Genomic DNA, 17,527 nt, shown 5'->3' with positions numbered 1-17,527 from the left:
TGCTTAATCAGAAATAAACGAATCATGAACTCTTTTCCAAAATGGAAACGGACGGAAGCGGGCAAAGCGGATTTTTTCCTCCGGCACTCTAAATTGAATCGATTTAACGTCTTTATGGAGCAGGGTCAGATGATCAACTGTCACCTGGAAATCAGAGCGGTTAACAGGTTTCAGCATACAATTATGATGTGCCGGTAGAATTAAGGGTGAACCAACTGTTCTAAATACCTTATTATTAATCGATGCCATTTCTGCGACCTGTATGGCCGAAATCGAAGGATGGATAATCGCGCCGCCGAGGGCCTTATTATATGCCGTACTTCCAGATGGGGTTGAAACACAGAGGCCATCTCCACGGAACCGCTCAAAATGCTCGCCGCGAATTTCCACATCCATGACAAGTGTCCCCTCCACACTTTTCACAGTCGATTCGTTAAGTGCCAAATATCTTGATTCCTTTCCACCATGCGAGTAACGAATGATCACTTCAAGCAAAGGATATTCAACAACTTGGTAAGGAGTTTTCGCTATCGCGATCACAAGCTTTTCAATTTCATCCGGAATCCAGTCAGCATAAAAACCCAGGTGTCCCGTATGGATTCCGACAAATGCAGTTTTACTCAAACGGCTGCTATAGCGGTGAAAAGCGTAAAGTAATGTTCCATCACCGCCAATAGAAACAACTATATCGGGCTGATCCTCATCGTATATAAGATCAAAATCAAGTAAATATGTCCGCATTTTATGCATCAATATGTTTGATTTTTGATCTCCTTTTGACGTAATCGCAAATTTCATATTGTTATGCTCCTTATGCAGAATGGCCTTTAAACCAAGGACCTGCCACTAATGTTTTTCCTCTTGCTTCAATTCTTTCTTTCGTGTAAAAAAGGCTTGAGCTTCTTGGATTTCTCCGCGAATTAATGACATTTCCTCATCTAACCGAAAGGCTGCTTCCGAGGCTCGTTGCAATCTCATCCGGATATCTGATGGAAATGCCCCTTTATACTTATAGTTTAGTGAATGTTCAATGGTCGCCCAAAAATTCATGGCAAGCGTCCTGATTTGAATTTCAGCAAGAATTTTCTTTTCTCCATGGATGGTTTGAACAGGGTATTGAATCACCACATGGTATGAGCGGTACCCACTGGTCTTTTTATGGGAAATATAATCTCTTTCTTCCACGATTTCAAAATCATTGCGGTTCCTTAATAAATTGACAACCGTATGTATATCATCGACGAACTGGCACATAATGCGCATCCCGGCAATATCTTGCATTTCCTCTTCCAATCTCTCAAGCGGAATCCCCTTTTGATTCGCTTTATCGAGAATACTGGCGATTGGTTTTACACGGCCTGTCACAAATTCGATTGGAGAATGTGAGGAGTCAAGTTCAAATTGCCCCCTCGTCCCCTTTAATTTTATTTTTAGTTCTGAAACAGCTTGTTTATATGGGGCTAAAAATTGATCCCAATGCTTCATGATTCCACCTCAAAAAACAGTTTAGAAAATCCGATCTACCCTTGTAACCATTTCATTCCCATAGTTACTATTACCTTTAATATTACTTATTACATATTCTAATTCATCATGAAAATTGAGTAGTTCTATCTGTTCACCCTCAAATAAAAGGCATACAGGAATCCCCTGTTCGTTTGCAGCCTTTAAGCTGGACCATAATTCTTCAGGTAGAACGATATATGTATAATCTTCTTGGTTCTCCATTAAGTATATGAAGGAATAATGGTCAGAATCCACGAGAATCTGTTCCCCCGGAACTAATCCATTTATCGGTTCATTACTTTCTAATAAAAGTTTGCTTTCTTGCATGTTTGCTTTTAAGATTGTTATTCTTTTCTGCATCCTTCTTCCCTCCATCTTTCACCTCCTCATTTTAGCATAATTCATCCATTTCTCCCAAGGATTGCAGTTGGAATCCTCCAAGTAGACAGGTAACCGCATTCATAGGTATGATTAACTAACACCGCCTGCGAAAGGAAGACAACGGATGTCACAAAATATTGAAATTGAATTTAAAAATATGCTTACACACATGGAATATGAAAAATTACTAAAGGCATTCCACATTAAAAAAAGCGATATTTTTTCACAAGAAAACCACTACTTTGATACAGTGAATTTTTCCTTAAAAGGAATGGGTGCTGCATTAAGAATTCGAAAAAAAGGCGATGCCTTCGAAATGACTTTAAAGCAGCCTGCTTCAGTGGGACTTCTTGAAACCAATCAAATCATTAGTGAAGATGAAGCGGTGAACTCCATCAAATTTGGAAAGCTGCCGGGGGGAGAAATTCAACGTTTAATCGAAGCGCAGAAAATCCCTTTTTCGGAAATCCAATATTTTGGGTCGCTGACTACAAATAGAGTAGAAGTTAACTACAAGAATGGATTACTGGTTCTTGATCATAGTTGCTATCTAACTAAAGAAGATTATGAACTAGAATACGAAGTTGAAAACTATACAGAAGGGCTGGAGGAATTCAAAGAGCTGCTGGCACAATTTACGATTCCCGAACGGCAAACGGATAATAAAATCCGCCGCTTTTATCAGCAAAAATATACGGAGTCAGACTCTAGCCAATGGTAAGCACAGTATTTTTTACCATTTGATAAATTTCTCCCGTACTACTAAGAAAACAACTCAATGTAAACATTAATAACATATTTGGGTTGAAAATTACCTTTTTCAAGGCAATTCATTTGAGATATGAAATAGGCATTGATAAAATATGAATACAAAAAGACTTAAAGGAGTTGTCAACATGATTGAAAAAAAGCCTTCACCTTTTGAGGCCATTGGTGAAGAAACATTAAACACACTTGTCGACACATTTTATGGCCTTGTTGCACAACATCCTGATTTAGCTCCAATATTCCCAAATCAATTTACAGAAATTGCGCGAAAGCAAAAGCAATTCTTGACACAATACTTAGGCGGTCCTCAAGCCTACACAGAGGAACATGGACATCCAATGATGCGTGCACGCCATTTGCCATTTCCGGTTACGCCCCGCCGTGCCGCGGCCTGGTTAGCCTGCATGAAACAGGCAATGGATCAGATTGACTTACAAGGCCCCATTAGGGATGAATTTTACTACCGACTTACACTTACAGCACAGCATATGATTAACACGCCTGATGAAGGCGAGATACTAGGTGAAGAATCGTGAGTAATGCTAAATTGCCGGGCCCCGGGAACCGTTGCAGCGGCAGTGATAAAAAACCGATTGAAATTTATATGTTTATTGATCCATTGTGTCCCGAATGCTGGGCACTTGAACCAATCTTAAAGAAGCTGCAAATTGAATATGGAAGATATTTTTCAATTAAGCATGTATTAAGCGGGCGATTGGCCGATTTAAACAAAAAAAGGAACTATGAAAATATCGCTCAATTATGGGAAAAAACAGCGAGCAGAACGGGTATGTCATGTGATGGCAGCTTGTGGTTAGAAAATCCGGTGGACAATCCCTATACGGTCTCCATTGCCTTAAAAGCAGCCGAATTACAAGGCAGAAGAGCAGGTCTACGTTTTCTTCGGAGAATTCAAGAAATGTTATTTCTAGAAAAACAGAATACTTCTAATCTTGAGGTGTTAAAGGGCTGTGCAGGAAGTTCAGGTTTAGATGTAGAAGAATTTATGGCAGATATTCATTCTGACAGCGCAGCCAAGGCCTTCCAATGTGATTTGAAAATCACTTCCGAAATGGCTGTTAATGAAATTCCTACCTTAGTCTTTTTTAATGAAAATATTGAGGATGAAGGTATCAAAATTACCGGTTCTTATCCATATGAGGTATATGTCCAAATACTAGAGGAAATGCTATCGGAAAAACCGATCATATCTCCTCCACCATCATTAGAGTCGTTTATGAAAGTTTTTAAATTTGTTGCTTCAAAGGAAATTGCTGTTGTTTACAATATGTCAGTTTCACAAATTGAAAGGGAAATGAAAAAGCTGCTTTTAAAACAAGTTGTGGAACAAATTCCCGCAAAGTACGGAACATTTTGGAGATATATTAAGGAATAACTACATGTCGGTTCACTATTGATCAGGTATTATCTCTATATTAGGAAACAAAAAATGCCTTGCAGTTTTTCCGAACTGCAAGGCATTTTCTATAAATACGAACAAAGGGGATGGGAGAAATTTTTCACGGTCAAACAAAGGGGTATATGTTTGTAGTGATTAACTTCACGCATTAAATATACCATGCAATTTATATGGATGACAATAAGTATGTGCTTTATTTCACATAATTGTCAAAAAGTCATATAAACATAAAATGGACAATAGACTAATAATGAATATCCTTGTAAAGGTGGAATTCAATATGCGCAAGATTCCTTTCTTTATTATCATTCTTTTTATATTGTTGGCTTTTTTTCTCCATATATTAGCTTTACTAAAGATTTTTCCGCTATTACTCAGTACCCCCATTTTGTTTTTTTCCATTCTGATTTTTCTATTATATCTTAATGATCGAAAACGCTTTAGAGGCTTTTAAAGGGATGGCTGCCGAGTCGGCGCCATCCCTTTTAACATTATTTATGACAGCAACTGCTCTAATTCATTCAATTTCTCTTCGAATACCTTACATGCATTCTTAATTGGATCAGCGCTCGTCATGTCCACTCCCGCCTTTTTAAGTACTTCTATCGGGTAATCAGAGCTTCCAGCACTTAGGAATTGTTCAATATAGCGTTTAACTGCCGGTTCGCCTTCTTCCAAGATCTGCTTGCTTAAGGCTGTCGCTGCACTAAAGCCGGTTGCGTACTGGTACACATAATAATTGTAATAGAAATGCGGAATTCTAGCCCATTCTAAACCGATTTCCTCATCAATAATAATATCCTCTTCACCAAAATATTTCTTGTTCAACGCATAATAAGCTTCAGTTAAAGCATCAGCTGTTAGCGCCTCATTATTTTGTGCTTTTTGATGAATCAAATGTTCAAATTCTGCAAACATTGTCTGACGGAAGACGGTGCCCCTAAAACCCTCTAAATAATGATTAAGCAGGTAAATTCGTTTTTGCTCATCATCAATCGTTTTTAACAAATAATCATTTAACAGTGCTTCATTACAAGTAGAAGCTACCTCAGCAACGAAGATGGAGTAGTTTCCGTACGGATACGGCTGTGATTTCCTTGTGTAGTAGCTATGGACGGAATGGCCAAATTCATGTGCTAAGGTGAATAGATTGTTTACGTTATCCTGCCAATTCATCAGAATATATGGATGTGTACCATAGGCTCCGGAGGAGTAAGCACCACTGCGCTTGCCTTTATTCTCATGGACATCCACCCAGCGGTTCTCAAAACCTTCTTTTAGAATCTTCGAATATTCCTCACCTAACGGGGCTAATCCCTTTATCACTAAATCCTTTGCCTCATCATACTTAATTTCCATTTTCACATCTTTTACTAACGGTGTATACAAGTCATACATGTGAAGTTCTTCTAAGCCTAAGACTTTTTTTCGTAGCTTCACATAGCGATGCAATAAATGAAGATTATCAGTAACAGTATTCACAAGGTTATCATAGACACTTTCAGGAATATTGTTGGCTGAGAGTGCTGCATGTCTTGCCGAATCATATTTTCTTACTCTTGCATTGAAGTTGTCCTTTTTAACATTACCGCTTAACGTACTTGAAAAGGTATTTTTAAAATCACCATATGTTTTATAAACAGCCTTAAACGCATCATGACGAACGCGCTGGTCACTGCTTTCTAAGAACCTACTGTACCGTCCATGGGTAACTTCAACCTCTTCCCCGTTCGTATCTTTAATTGTTGGAAACTTAATATCGGCATTGTTCAACATACCGAAAGTGTTGCTTGAAGCATCCATCACTTCTCCTGCCTCAGCCAACAAGGCTTCCTGCTCAGCACTTAGTACATGGGGTCGTTGTTGATTAATTTCTTCAATCGCATGTTCATAAAGCTTAAGCTCTTGTTTCTCTTTCAAAAAGCGCAAAACTTTACTTTCATCAATCGAAAGTATTTCTGGAACAATAAATGCCAGCTGGCTCGCTGCTTGTGAGTATAGATTTTTCATTCTATCATCCAACCCCTGGTAAAAGGAGTTTGTCGTGTCCTGGTCATAACGCATATGTGAGTATGTATAAAGCTTGCCAATCCGCTCTAACAATTGATCTTGAAATTGAAGGGCCTTATAAAGCGTTTCTGCATTTTCGTCTAATTTACCTTCATATTCTTTTATCCCGGAAATTTGACTCTTTACCTCTTGAAACTCTTTTTCCCATTCCTGTTCACTTGCAAAAATATCTTCTAATTTCCAAGTGTCTTCCACAGCGATGTCACTTCTTGAGGGGAGCGATTTTATAGCCGTTTCGTTTGCCATGTTCTAACCTCCATACAGTTTTTCGAAAAGTGAAAAGAATTCACTCCATAAAATATATATTCTCCTTTTACCTGCTATTTCCTCTTAAAACATAAGAAATACCATTCCACTCCACTATATTATGCCCATTTGTTCATTTTCATTTATTTTTTGAAAGGAGCATATTATTTTTTTGGAGAAATAACCGTTTTATTTCCTCCCTTTCCCGATTTGATTTCGGCAGGATTAGTTTCCTTTGTACTTGAAAGACCAGGCTTCCTTTTCGAGTTAATATTCCCAGTGACTGTAATGTCTGTAAATATTCGATGACAGGAAGGATCGGTTTAATATCCGCTACCTGCGGCAATGCCCTTAATTTAATATTATTCCTTCGAATTCTCTTGTTAAAATGGCTGCTAATCTCTTGAATTGTAAGTTCATCGTTTGGGTTTTTATTGGCTAAAACATCAAGAAATATATACGTCTGCCAAATAATAGGTGGTGTTTGAATAAGCACAGAGTGTGTAACGGGGAGACCAATTTCGGGAGGTAATAAAAAAGGATTTATTCCATGGCTATACATTTCACGAAGTAATATCTTTTGATCCAATTGTGGATGGAGAACCCGATTCAAAATATATCTTTCATTTTCTGTGTTCCAGTTAGAAAGTAGAACCTGGATTTTTTTCACAGGATTAGGTTCCAGCAAGGCATCTAAATCAATTTTATCTGATGGAAAATAGGATTGGTGCGCAAAGGTATTTTTTATCGAGAAGGGTGTTATTGATTCTACCAATTGAAAAAGATGTTTTACGGGGCAATAGGCAGGAATATAAAGAATACCGGTTGATGAGCTTCGTATAAATGAATAATGAAAATTGGATAGTGAAAGTGTTTCGTTCCTCTTGGGATGTATGTGGCTGGCAGCTATTATCCATAATGGAATATAATCATTTTCAAGATAGGTTTTCGTTCTCTTCGTAAAAACATGTTCCGGTAATGTTGAGCATTGGTACTCCAATGCATATTTCTTTCCATTATGCCTGAATAAAATGTCTGGACGTTGCTGAATTTCCCGATCATAGTACTCCAAAACCGAAGGAACTTTTTGCCTGATAAGCCATTGAAATAGCTGCCGTTTCCCTTCTAAATGTTCATATGATTCATTTTCATAAATAACTCGGCAAGTGCTGCCTTGTTTATGTGCAAAGTGAAAAATCCGTTGGTCACCTAATTTTAGTACGACACTTTCACCACAATCCGGACAAATAAATTCTTCTTTCTTTCGTAATGCAAAAAGAGTTTCCTTTTTATAATCATACCCAAGGCAAAGCGTTTTACCTGTTTTTGTTTTTGCTGTTAACAATGAATCTCCCTCCTTTTTCCTTACTATTTCGATAAATTCCATCAGATTCCTTCTATAAAAAAATTAAAATCCCGTCGAAATTCGACGAGACTTGTTTCAGACAATCTTATAGTAACGGTGAGAGTAACCGCGCCGTTGATTCTAATAATCTAAAGCCAATATGTCGTTCTTGGAACGTCTTTAATTCTAACTGTTTTGTATATTCAAGATCATTCCTATATTCTTCTACAAGCTTTTGTGTACTCTTTGTGCGAAATAAGAATGCATTTACCTCAAAATTCAAGTGAAAACTACGCATATCCATATTGGATGTCCCAATCGAGGCAAGTTCATCATCAACAATCACTATTTTACTGTGCATAAAGCCTCGTTCATATTCAAATACTTTTACCCCCGCTTCAAGAAGCTCAGGGAAGTAAGACCTTGAGGCATGAAAGACAATTCGTTTATCAGGTCGATTCGGTACAAGCAACCTGACATCAACACCACTAAGGGCCGCAACTTTAAGGGCTGAAAAAATATCTTCATCCGGAATAAAATAGGGAGAAGCAATCCAAACTGATTTTTTCGCTGAAGCAATCATTGAGAAAAAGATATTTTTTATAACGCTCCATTCATTATCAGGTCCGCCAGCAATAAGCTGAACACCACCATGACTCTTCTGATCAATTTGGGGTGATAAGTATTCCGCTGTTAAAAAACTGTGATTCGTCATATAATACCAATCTTGCAAAAAAATGAGCTGCAGGGTCCGAACTGCTTCACCTTTTAGCATTAAATGTGTATCACGCCAATAGCCAATTTCTTTGTTTCTTCCCAAATATTCATCGCCAATATTTAATCCGCCCACAAATCCAATTGTCCCATCAATGACAATGATCTTTCGATGATTACGGAAATTAAATTTATTATTTAAAAACGGTAGCTTTACTGGGCCAAATGAAACCGTTTCTATACCAGCATTTCTAAGATCAAGAATATAGCTCTTCGATAACTTCCATGACCCAACCGCATCAAACAAAAATCGAACCTTTACTCCCTGATTTGCCTTTTCAATTAAAAGGTCTTTGATTTCCTGCCCAATATGGTCATGGCGAACGATATAATATTCAAGGTGAATATGGTGCCTAGCCCTTTTTAATTGTTCAATTATATGGCGAAAGGTTTCTTCACCATTTGTTAACACTTCTGTAGCGGTATCAAACGATATTGGGCTGTTACCCAATTTTTGAGCTAAATTAAATAATCTGCCTTGGTGTTCACCCATCAACCGAAGCTTTTCCTCACTCCTGGGATCATCATCCCCTTCAACTGTTAAAAAGGCTTGTTTATCGAGAAAATATTTCTTTCTATACGTTTTCTCTTTCCGATAATTCCGTCCAAATAACAGATAAAAAATAAAACCAATTAGCGGGAAGCTTCCTAAGACTACTAACCATGTGATTGTTTGCGTAGGGTGGCGATTTTCAAGAAAAATAACAAATCCAATAAAAATAACTGACATTGAAATCATAACGCTTAAGATTCCAAAAATGCCACTTTCCAATCGATCCCTAAAGAAAAACAGGAGCCCGGCTATTACCGCTAAAAATATGATCACCCTAACCGTGTTTTTCAAAGGACTCACCTGCCAAATTTTTCATAGTAAGAATAATATTAAAATACCGATTTCAAAATGAAATCGGTAAACTTATTATCTAAAATATTTTCGCAACTCTTCAAAAACATCGTTTGAAATAATTTCTTTTCCATATTCATGTACCCGATGAATGGTTAGTTGTGTTTCATACCCGTATTCGAGCAATACACTAAGGAGATCGTCAATTTCTTCTTCTTCAAATAAATCTTCCGGAAATTCTATATATAAATAATATTTACCTTCAAAGTGATAAAGTTTGGTCACTAGATCATCTAAACCTGCCCGATTCGATAAACTGATAACATCTTCGAAATCTTTAAAAGCAAGGAGGAATTCTAATGCTTCTTCCTCAATCAACAGGTCATCATCAGCAGGATGATTTGGGTTAAAATGCTGATCCAAGAGCTCTTCGATTTTATCATCAACAGGAACATCTTTTAATTTATCAGTTGGAATAGGGAGCTCAAACTTTTGACCATCTTTCGACAATTGCGCTTTAGTGACAAGAACCTCTAAACCCTTATCAAGTGCTTGAACTTGAATCCATAGTGGACCTTCGGCAACGAAATCCTCTTCACCATGAACCTCATCCATCATCTCCCAAAAGAGTTCTTCACTGCGTTCCCGATTGTACCAAATTTCCTCGCGATCAAAGCCTCTTTCTTCAATATCACCGTAGGAAATGTAGAATTTCACAGTATTCTCATTTATGCGTTCAATCTCCATCATTACCTCTCCCTTCCATTTTCCATATTGAAGGGACTAAATACCCCCAAGCAGATCATCCAATGAAAAATTACCTCTAAAAAAGCAAATAATCTTGTACTTTCATTTTATGACAAAAGTACTAATAAGGGAAATAAAAAAAGCGAAAATCTAAAAAACCATTATAATGCCTATTGGTTATTATTAAGGTATTCTATTTATTGTAGCAAAATGAATCCCAATCCACAAATATTCTGCCACTGTACAAAAAAAGACCTCCGTTTAGAAGGTCTTTTTATTTAATTTACCATACGTTGTGCTTCGCGCAATTGGAACGTTCTCACACGTCTTGGCAGGAATCGTCTAATTTCATCTTCATTATATCCAACCTGTAATCGTTTTTCATCAATGATGATTGGACGCCGTAATAGCCCTGGATTATCTTTAATCAAGCGGAATAAATCTTGCAGCGGCATTGAATCTAAATTGACATCTAGTTTTTGGAACGTTTTTGATCTGGTGGAAATGATTTCATCAGTGCCATCTTCCGTCATACGAAGTATCTCTTTAATTTCCTCCATTGATAATGGTTCAGAGAAAATATTTCTTTCAGTGTATGGGATTTCATGTTCTTCCAACCATGACTTAGCTTTTCTACATGATGTACAACTTGGTGAAGTGTATAGTGTTACCATCGTTATTCACACTCCTCATTTATTTACGATTTATGTTATTAATACCCTATATAATGGATTTGAAACATGCAATTGTGAAGGATTAAACTTTCTAAATTAAAATTATTATAAATAAGTAATTTATATCATCAATTATACACCACTGTTTCTAAAAAAGGTATCCTTTTTTCAAAAATTATTGATCGGCTAATATATATCATTTTTTTAGTTACATTATATTAGACGAATGATTCCTCAAAAAGTTTCATAAATTAGTACCATTTCATCGTAAAACATTTCATTAACATTTCTATCTTTTCTAAAAGATTCGTTTTTACCGGAGCCTTTTTTGAGGGTGCTTTTTTAAAATAATATGTTCCTCATTGCATTACTTGATTGTACCCTCAGATTCTTACCAGTTTAGTACCTTCATTCTCAATTAAAAACTCCCATTGAAAACGCATTCATTATTTTAGAAAACTTTATGATAGAATCACTATTTTCCTCTTTCAATAAGTCATCAGTTCTTTTAAAATAAAGCTAAGGGGATATTTAATTTAGCATGATGAGTATTCTGATTAGTTAAAACGGAGGGGTTTTTATCATGATGGCTTACATAGCGGATTTAACTATGGTTGCACTGCTAATCATTGGGTTGACTGCCTTTATGGGTGGGATCTCTAACGGCATTGGCGAAAAGATCTTCGGTGGTAAACGTCGAACCGAATTTACAGATGAAGGTGCAAAATATCGTACAGGCTGGAAAACTGTTGGCGGGAATAGAAAGTAAAAGTGAATTAAAAAAAACGATCTCAAAAAGTGAGATCGTTTTTTTATTATTATTTCGATTGTGCCTGATATTGCTTATATTCTTTTTCCGAACAAAGGACAAAATGTCCTGGGGTAACTTCTCTAAATTCAATTGATTCGTTATCAGCATAATTATGAGATGCCGGATCATAGGATTTACGTTTTCGTGTCCGCTCACTAATTGGATCTGGAGCGGGAATCGCCGATAAAAGTGACTGCGTATAGGGATGTAGTGGGTTTTTATAAAGCTCATCAGCTGGTGCAAGCTCGACCATTTTCCCAAAATACATAACGCCAATCCGATCACTTATATATTTAACCATTGAAAGGTCATGGGCAATGAACAAATAGGTTAAGTTTTTCTCTTTTTGCAGCTTTTTCATTAAGTTAACAACCTGAGCTTGGATTGAAACATCCAACGCCGAAATCGGCTCATCGGCAATAATAAATTCAGGTTGGACAGCAAGTGCACGCGCAATACCAATCCGCTGCCGTTGACCACCACTGAATTCATGTGGATAGCGGTTTGCGTGTTCCCTGTTTAAACCAACGGTTTCTAACAGCTCATATACTTGTTCCATTCGTTCTTTTTTTGAGTTTGCCAATCCGTGAATATCGATTCCCTCGGCAATAACATCGGCAATTTTTAATCTTGGATTTAAGGAAGCGTACGGGTCTTGGAAAATCATTTGCATTTTACGATTAAAGTCTTTTAATTGTTTTTTTGACTTTTTACCATGGACATTGACACCGTTATACAGCACTTCTCCACCAGTTGCATCGTACAATCTTATTATGGTACGGCCTGTTGTGGACTTTCCACAGCCAGACTCACCAACTAGTCCCATAACCTCACCTTTAAATATTTCAAAAGAGACGTTATCCACTGCCTTTACTTCGTTTACTTTTCCTTCATTAAAGTATTGCTTTAAGTTTTTTATTTCAAGTAATTTTTCTCGTTGCGCCATTTATTTTCCCTCCTTCTTCCCAGGGAATTGACTTTGACCTGTCTTCTCTAATAAATTTTCTTTTGAAGTTGAGCCGGTATTTCCTGCATATTGAATATGACGTCTTTTAACCGCAGCTGGCGGTTCGACCTTTGGTGCATCCGGATGCAGTAACCATGTTGCTGCATAATGTGTATCCGAAACTTTGAAGAATGGTGGTTCTTGTTCTAAATCTATTTTCATTACAAATGGGTTTCGTGGAGCAAATGCATCACCCTTCGGCGGATCCAATAAATCAGGCGGCGTACCTGGAATAGAGAACAATTCCTCATCATCTGTATCCATATCAGGCATTGAACTAATTAATCCCCATGTGTATGGATGCTGTGGATTATAAAAAATTTCGTCCGCTGTCCCCATTTCCACAATTTTTCCACCATACATAACGGCTACACGGTCGGCAACATTAGCAACTACACCAAGGTCATGTGTGATAAATATAATTGAAGTATCAATTTTCTTCTGCAAATCCTTCATTAACTCTAAAATTTGCGCCTGAATCGTTACATCAAGTGCCGTAGTTGGTTCATCCGCGATAAGTACTTTAGGATTACAAGCTAAAGCAATGGCGATAACGACCCGTTGTCTCATCCCACCGGAAAATTGATGTGGATATTGATTAATCCGAATCTCCGGTTTTGGTATTCCAACAAGTTTTAATAATTCAAGTGCTCTTTCTTTTGCAGTATGCTTGCTCATATGTTGATGCTTTATTAGCGGCTCCATAATTTGGTTTCCAATTTTCATCGTTGGATTTAATGAGGTCATTGGATCCTGAAAGATCATCGAGATATCATGGCCACGGATTTTTTGCATTTGTTTATCCGACAGCTTTGTAAGGTCTTTTCCTGCAAAAAGAATCTCGCCACTTTTTATCTCTGAATTATGTTCCGGAAGTAAGCGCATGATTGATTTTGTTGTAACCGATTTTCCAGAACCAGATTCGCCAACGATTGCTAAAGTTTCACCTTTATATAAATCAAAGTTTACCCCACGGATCGCTTTTACTTCACCGCCAAAGGTATGGAACGAAATATTTAAATCTTTTACTTGTAAAATTTTCTCCATTTTACTTCACCTACCTTCTAATCGCGCATTTTTGGATCAAGCGCATCGCGTAATCCATCAGCAACTAAGTTAAAACATACCATGATTAATGCAATCATAATGGAAGGAATTATCATTTGATATGGAAAAGCTATCATCGATTTAAATCCGCTGTTTACCAATGTACCCAAAGATGCATTCGGTTCTTGTAAACCCAAACCAATAAAGCTTAGAAATGCTTCAAAGAAAATAGCATTTGGAATGGAAAACATCGTGTTAATAATGATGACCCCAAACATATTCGGAATCATATGCTTAAAAATGATAGAAGAATTCGCTGCCCCTAATGTTTTTGCGGCCAATACAAATTCTTGACCTTTAAATTTCAATACTTGTGCTCGAACAACGCGAGCCATACTTGTCCAGCCTGTGATTGTTAAAGCAATAATAATCGGAATAATCCCCGGCTTTAACACTAGAATCATCAAAACAACGACTATAAGGTTTGGTATACCCACAATAACCTCTATAATACGTTGCATGACACCATCAACACGGCCTCCCAAATAGCCAGAAATAGCTCCATATGCGACTCCTATGGCCATATCAACTAAAGCGGCCATGAAAGCAATGAATAACGATACCTGTGTACCTTTCCAAATACGTGCAAATTGGTCCCGGCCTAAATTATCAGTTCCAAACCAATAATATGCATCAACCTTTCGTACTTCGTACGCATTGTACTCTGTCCCATCTCTCCTTGTTAAAGTACCATCAAATGGTAGCCAGTGAACATTTTCAATGCCCTGTATACGAGGTGGCAGGTTATTATGTTTAGTGTTCTGTGTATCAAATGCATATGGTGTAATCAATGGGCCAACAAATGCCATTAATATTAAAATAACAAGAATCACCATGCTTACAACTGCACCTTTATTTTTCCGAACCCTTAGCCATGAATCCTGCCAAAAGTTTAAACTTGGTTTAGAAATTTTTTCACTCTTGGATGGGTCAATATGGGCAGGAGCAAACATATCCTTTGAAATGGTCGTTTCTTTGTTGCTCATTTAGCTTTCCCCCCCGATATCCGAATACGTGGGTCGATAATTCCATATAGAATATCAACAATCAAGATTACTACTACAAATAAAACCGCAAATAAAATATTCGTTCCCATAATAACGGGGTAGTCATTCATGTTAATTGATTTAACAAATTGCTCACCTAATCCAGGGATTCCGAAAATTTGCTCAATAACTAGAGAGCCAGTCATTAAACTTACCGCCAATGGCCCAAGGACAGTTACAACAGGAATTAAGGCGTTCCTTAATGCATGTTTAATACTAATTTGCCAGCGGCTTGCTCCCTTAGCTCTTGCAAGGGTAATATAGTCGGACCCTAATACCTCAATCATTTCAGTACGCATAAACCGCGCAGCAATTGATATCGGAAACATAGCTAATGCAATGGTCGGAAGGATTGTATATTCTGGTCCTTTCCATAACATAACAGGCAGCCATCCTAATTTAACCGAGACGTAATACTGGAGCAATCCAGCAAAGATAAATGAAGGAACTGACTTCCCTACTACCGCAATAAATGTAGAACCGTAATCCACCCATGTATTTTGCTTTAAGGCAGCTATTACACCCAAGAAAATACCTAATATTGCACCAACAATCATTGCTTGCAAACCTAGTTGAGCGGAGGGACCAATACGGTTAGCAATTAATTCTGTTACAGGGGTATTATCAAACTGAAAGGAGATTCCAAGGTCACCTTTAACCATGTTCACCATATAATTGTAATATTGAACAGGCACGGGTTCGTCCAAGCCATATTTATCCAACAAGATCTGACGTTGAACTTCATTGAGCTTTTCGAAGTTATTAAAAGGGCTACCAGGAATTAGCTTCATGAGGAAAAATGTAAGTGTTGTTACAATAAATAGTGTAATGATCATATAGCCAACACGTTGTAATATATATTTTACCATGCCTACACCTCCTAATTGATTGAATATTCGACGTTTTTCGACATTTTCGATACAGGTAAAAAGAGAGTATATTTCTTTAATATACTCTCTTTTTATTTAATTAGTAATTGCTATTATTTAGTGATTTTAATCCACTGATAACTATAGTCAGGACCGAATGCATGGTGTGCAAATCCTTTTACTTTAGGATTAATCAAGATGTTAACAGAACGTTGGTAAAGTGGTGCAATTGCTGCATCATCCTCTAACATGATTTTTTCTGCATCTTGAAGTGCTTTCCAGCGATCTTGCTCTTTTCCTGCAGCAACAAGTTCTTCGTTAGCTGATTTAATTAGCTTATCAAATTCCGGATTGCCATAGCTCATGTGGTTTTGTCCGCCACCAGTAACCCAAAGATCCATATAAGTCATTGGGTCTGCATAGTCAGGTCCCCAACCACCCATTAATAGATCATAATCTTCCGCATCTTCACGTGCGATACGAATTTTGAATGGAACAGCCTCGATTGTAATCTTTAATCCAGGAAGGTTCTTCTCTAATTGGTCTTTAATGAAAGCATCAGTAACTTTTGATGTTTCAGTATCTTGACCAACGTAAGTGAATTTCACTTCTTTAAGGCCTGTTTCTTCAAGACCCTTTTTCCAAAGTTCTGCAGCTTTTTCTTTGTTTGTTTTCAAATAAGTTCCTGCAGTTTCACGGAAATCCTTATTATCAACTGGGTTGAAAGAAAAACCTTTTGGAACAAGGTAATCTGCCGCAACAGAACCGTTTGCAAGTACATCTTCAACCAACGCTTTTTTATCTACCGTTAAGGCAATTGCTTTACGGATGTTTACGTTTTTCAATGCTGGGTTCTTTTCATTCATTTTTAACCACCAGATAGATGGCTCTAAGTATTGCATTAAATCTTCTGCACCCTCAAATTGTGAAAGAATGGCAGCTTGTGCTAGTTTAGGCGTAATATCAGCTTCGCCAGCAGTGTATGCATTTGCTGAAGCTTGTGGATCTTTAGAAACGTTAAAATTAATCTTTTCTAAAGTAGTATCTTTAGCATTCCAATAATCTGCATTTTTTTCTAATACCCATTCAGTAGCTGTTGGGCCATCCCACTTAGTCATTTTGAATGGACCATTGTAAAGTAAGTGAGAAGCATCTTTTGCATAGTTAGTGCCTTCTGCTTCAACATACTTTTGGTTTTGTGGATAGAACAATGGGAATGTTAGGTAAGATTCAATATATGGAAGTGCTCTTACTAAAGTGATTTCCAAAGTGTTATCATCTTTAGCAACAATTCCTAAATCTGCTAACTTTGCAGTACCTGCAACAATTTCAGATGCATTTTTGATTTTACCTTCCATGAAGTATGCACCATATGGAGCAGCTACATCTGGATTGATAGCACGTTGCCATGCAAACACAAAGTCATTAGCAGTAACAGGGTCACCGTTAGACCATTTTACATCTTTTTTCAATTTAATAGTTAAAACAGTTTTGTCATCATTATAAGTTGGCATACCATCAGCTACACCAGGGATAACTTTTTGGTCCTGATCCAAACGATAAAGACCTTCGTTTACAGCATTTAAAGTTGTGAAACTTAAAGTATCTTGTCCCATAACGCTGTCCATTGTTGGGATCTCGGCAGACTCCAGAACATTAAGCTCCTGTTTGTCGGCAAGTTGTTCAGTTGCAGCTTTATCGCCGCCCTTGTCTTTCGGTTTGTCTGAGCCTGTGTCTTTGTCGCCGCCTGAACATGCAGCTAGAAACATGCTTAGTACTAGTGATAATACTAAAAGTAGTGAAAGTTTTGATTTCTTCACTTGTAGACCTCCCTTTTCTATTATTCTGAAAAATTACTACATTCTCTATTATACATAATTTAATTAAATTGTACATAATTTTTTAATTTTAAA

Annotated in this window: 17 protein-coding genes; 4 read left to right on the top strand and 13 right to left on the bottom strand. The window is 37.3% G+C overall.

The annotated features are described in order from the left end of the window. Positions 1–3 precede the first annotated feature (3 nt). The 3 genes from G6554_RS00085 to G6554_RS00075 are packed head-to-tail and all read right to left on the bottom strand — an operon-like array spanning position 4 to position 1,866. Positions 4–798: an NAD kinase gene (locus tag G6554_RS00085; RefSeq protein WP_166237615.1), complete on the bottom strand. Its 795-nt coding sequence runs from the start codon at positions 796–798 to the stop codon at positions 4–6. Between the two features lie 48 nt (positions 799–846). Beyond that, on the bottom strand, positions 847–1,485 hold the full coding sequence (gene yjbM / locus G6554_RS00080) for a GTP diphosphokinase (RefSeq protein WP_166237614.1): 639 nt from the start codon (positions 1,483–1,485) through the stop codon (positions 847–849). Between the two features lie 21 nt (positions 1,486–1,506). Further along, the gene (locus tag G6554_RS00075; RefSeq protein ID WP_166237613.1) at positions 1,507–1,866 is read right to left on the bottom strand and encodes a UPF0738 family protein; all 360 of its coding nucleotides are present in this window, start codon (positions 1,864–1,866) and stop codon (positions 1,507–1,509) included. A 145-nt stretch (positions 1,867–2,011) separates the two neighbouring features. Here G6554_RS00075 and G6554_RS00070 point away from each other — a divergent pair, with 145 nt between their 5' ends. The 3 genes from G6554_RS00070 (at position 2,012) to G6554_RS00060 (ending at position 4,051) form a co-directional block, all read left to right on the top strand. Then, complete coding sequence (locus G6554_RS00070) at positions 2,012–2,608, top strand: CYTH domain-containing protein (protein WP_166237612.1); 597 nt, start codon at positions 2,012–2,014, stop codon at positions 2,606–2,608. Positions 2,609–2,783: 175 nt separating this feature from the next. Next, positions 2,784–3,191 carry a globin domain-containing protein gene (locus tag G6554_RS00065; RefSeq protein ID WP_166237611.1) on the top strand — a complete coding sequence of 136 codons (408 nt, stop codon included), beginning with the start codon at positions 2,784–2,786 and terminating at the stop codon, positions 3,189–3,191. Continuing rightward, complete coding sequence (locus tag G6554_RS00060) at positions 3,188–4,051, top strand: DsbA family protein (protein WP_166237610.1); 864 nt, start codon at positions 3,188–3,190, stop codon at positions 4,049–4,051. The genes G6554_RS00065 and G6554_RS00060 overlap by 4 nt, the downstream gene beginning before the upstream one ends. 519 nt (positions 4,052–4,570) lie before the next feature. Here G6554_RS00060 and pepF read toward each other — a convergent pair. From pepF to spxA, 5 genes are all read right to left on the bottom strand, one after another. Beyond that, entirely contained in the window at positions 4,571–6,391 is a 1,821-nt protein-coding gene (gene pepF, locus G6554_RS00055) for an oligoendopeptidase F (RefSeq protein ID WP_166237609.1), read from the bottom strand. A 139-nt stretch (positions 6,392–6,530) separates the two neighbouring features. After that, the gene (locus G6554_RS00050; RefSeq protein WP_166237608.1) at positions 6,531–7,736 is read right to left on the bottom strand and encodes a competence protein CoiA; all 1,206 of its coding nucleotides are present in this window, start codon (positions 7,734–7,736) and stop codon (positions 6,531–6,533) included. A 106-nt stretch (positions 7,737–7,842) separates the two neighbouring features. After that, the gene (gene cls / locus G6554_RS00045) at positions 7,843–9,354 is read right to left on the bottom strand and encodes a cardiolipin synthase (protein WP_166237607.1); all 1,512 of its coding nucleotides are present in this window, start codon (positions 9,352–9,354) and stop codon (positions 7,843–7,845) included. Positions 9,355–9,429: 75 nt separating this feature from the next. Continuing rightward, the gene (gene mecA / locus G6554_RS00040; protein ID WP_166238105.1) at positions 9,430–10,101 is read right to left on the bottom strand and encodes an adaptor protein MecA; all 672 of its coding nucleotides are present in this window, start codon (positions 10,099–10,101) and stop codon (positions 9,430–9,432) included. 278 nt (positions 10,102–10,379) lie between these two features. After that, positions 10,380–10,775 carry a transcriptional regulator SpxA gene (spxA, locus tag G6554_RS00035; protein WP_166237606.1) on the bottom strand — a complete coding sequence of 132 codons (396 nt, stop codon included), beginning with the start codon at positions 10,773–10,775 and terminating at the stop codon, positions 10,380–10,382. A gap of 583 nt (positions 10,776–11,358) precedes the next feature. Here spxA and G6554_RS00030 point away from each other — a divergent pair. Beyond that, entirely contained in the window at positions 11,359–11,544 is a 186-nt protein-coding gene (locus tag G6554_RS00030) for a hypothetical protein (protein WP_166237605.1), read from the top strand. 49 nt (positions 11,545–11,593) lie between these two features. On the opposite strand, the gene G6554_RS00025 is transcribed toward G6554_RS00030, so the two are convergent. From G6554_RS00025 to G6554_RS00005, 5 genes are all read right to left on the bottom strand, one after another. Next, positions 11,594–12,532 (bottom strand): ABC transporter ATP-binding protein, encoded by a 939-nt coding sequence (locus tag G6554_RS00025; RefSeq protein ID WP_166237604.1) that lies wholly within the window; start codon positions 12,530–12,532, stop codon positions 11,594–11,596. After that, a complete protein-coding gene (locus G6554_RS00020; RefSeq protein WP_166237603.1) occupies positions 12,533–13,639 on the bottom strand; it encodes an ABC transporter ATP-binding protein in 1,107 nt (368 codons plus the stop codon). 17 nt (positions 13,640–13,656) lie between these two features. Next, positions 13,657–14,685, bottom strand: coding sequence for an oligopeptide ABC transporter permease (gene opp3C, locus G6554_RS00015; protein WP_166237602.1), 1,029 nt, complete (start codon positions 14,683–14,685; stop codon positions 13,657–13,659). Continuing rightward, positions 14,682–15,614 (bottom strand): oligopeptide ABC transporter permease, encoded by a 933-nt coding sequence (opp3b, locus tag G6554_RS00010; RefSeq protein WP_166237601.1) that lies wholly within the window; start codon positions 15,612–15,614, stop codon positions 14,682–14,684. Before opp3b ends, opp3C begins: the two co-directional genes overlap by 4 nt. A 113-nt stretch (positions 15,615–15,727) precedes the next feature. Then, positions 15,728–17,434 carry an ABC transporter substrate-binding protein gene (locus tag G6554_RS00005; protein ID WP_166237600.1) on the bottom strand — a complete coding sequence of 569 codons (1,707 nt, stop codon included), beginning with the start codon at positions 17,432–17,434 and terminating at the stop codon, positions 15,728–15,730. Positions 17,435–17,527 lie beyond the last annotated feature (93 nt).

This window comes from Bacillus sp. MM2020_4 (assembly GCF_011250555.1).
Taxonomy (GTDB): domain Bacteria; phylum Bacillota; class Bacilli; order Bacillales; family Cytobacillaceae; genus Neobacillus.
The sequence above is the reverse complement of the archived record's forward strand: the minus strand, read 5'-3'. Positions and strand labels throughout refer to the sequence as shown.

Bases quoted from the DNA above. Each gene is read 5' to 3' on its own strand.
- G6554_RS00020 (WP_166237603.1), bottom strand. From the start codon at position 13,639: ATGGAGAAAATTTTACAAGTAAAAGATTTAAATATTTCGTTCCATACC.
- opp3b (WP_166237601.1), bottom strand. From the start codon at position 15,614: ATGGTAAAATATATATTACAACGTGTTGGCTATATGATCATTACACTA.
- G6554_RS00070 (WP_166237612.1), top strand. From the start codon at position 2,012: ATGTCACAAAATATTGAAATTGAATTTAAAAATATGCTTACACACATG.
- yjbM (WP_166237614.1), bottom strand. From the start codon at position 1,485: ATGAAGCATTGGGATCAATTTTTAGCCCCATATAAACAAGCTGTTTCA.
- G6554_RS00030 (WP_166237605.1), top strand. From the start codon at position 11,359: ATGATGGCTTACATAGCGGATTTAACTATGGTTGCACTGCTAATCATT.
- pepF (WP_166237609.1), bottom strand. From the start codon at position 6,391: ATGGCAAACGAAACGGCTATAAAATCGCTCCCCTCAAGAAGTGACATC.
- opp3C (WP_166237602.1), bottom strand. From the start codon at position 14,685: ATGAGCAACAAAGAAACGACCATTTCAAAGGATATGTTTGCTCCTGCC.
- G6554_RS00085 (WP_166237615.1), bottom strand. From the start codon at position 798: ATGAAATTTGCGATTACGTCAAAAGGAGATCAAAAATCAAACATATTG.
- G6554_RS00075 (WP_166237613.1), bottom strand. From the start codon at position 1,866: ATGCAGAAAAGAATAACAATCTTAAAAGCAAACATGCAAGAAAGCAAA.
- G6554_RS00025 (WP_166237604.1), bottom strand. From the start codon at position 12,532: ATGGCGCAACGAGAAAAATTACTTGAAATAAAAAACTTAAAGCAATAC.
- spxA (WP_166237606.1), bottom strand. From the start codon at position 10,775: ATGGTAACACTATACACTTCACCAAGTTGTACATCATGTAGAAAAGCT.
- G6554_RS00065 (WP_166237611.1), top strand. From the start codon at position 2,784: ATGATTGAAAAAAAGCCTTCACCTTTTGAGGCCATTGGTGAAGAAACA.
- mecA (WP_166238105.1), bottom strand. From the start codon at position 10,101: ATGGAGATTGAACGCATAAATGAGAATACTGTGAAATTCTACATTTCC.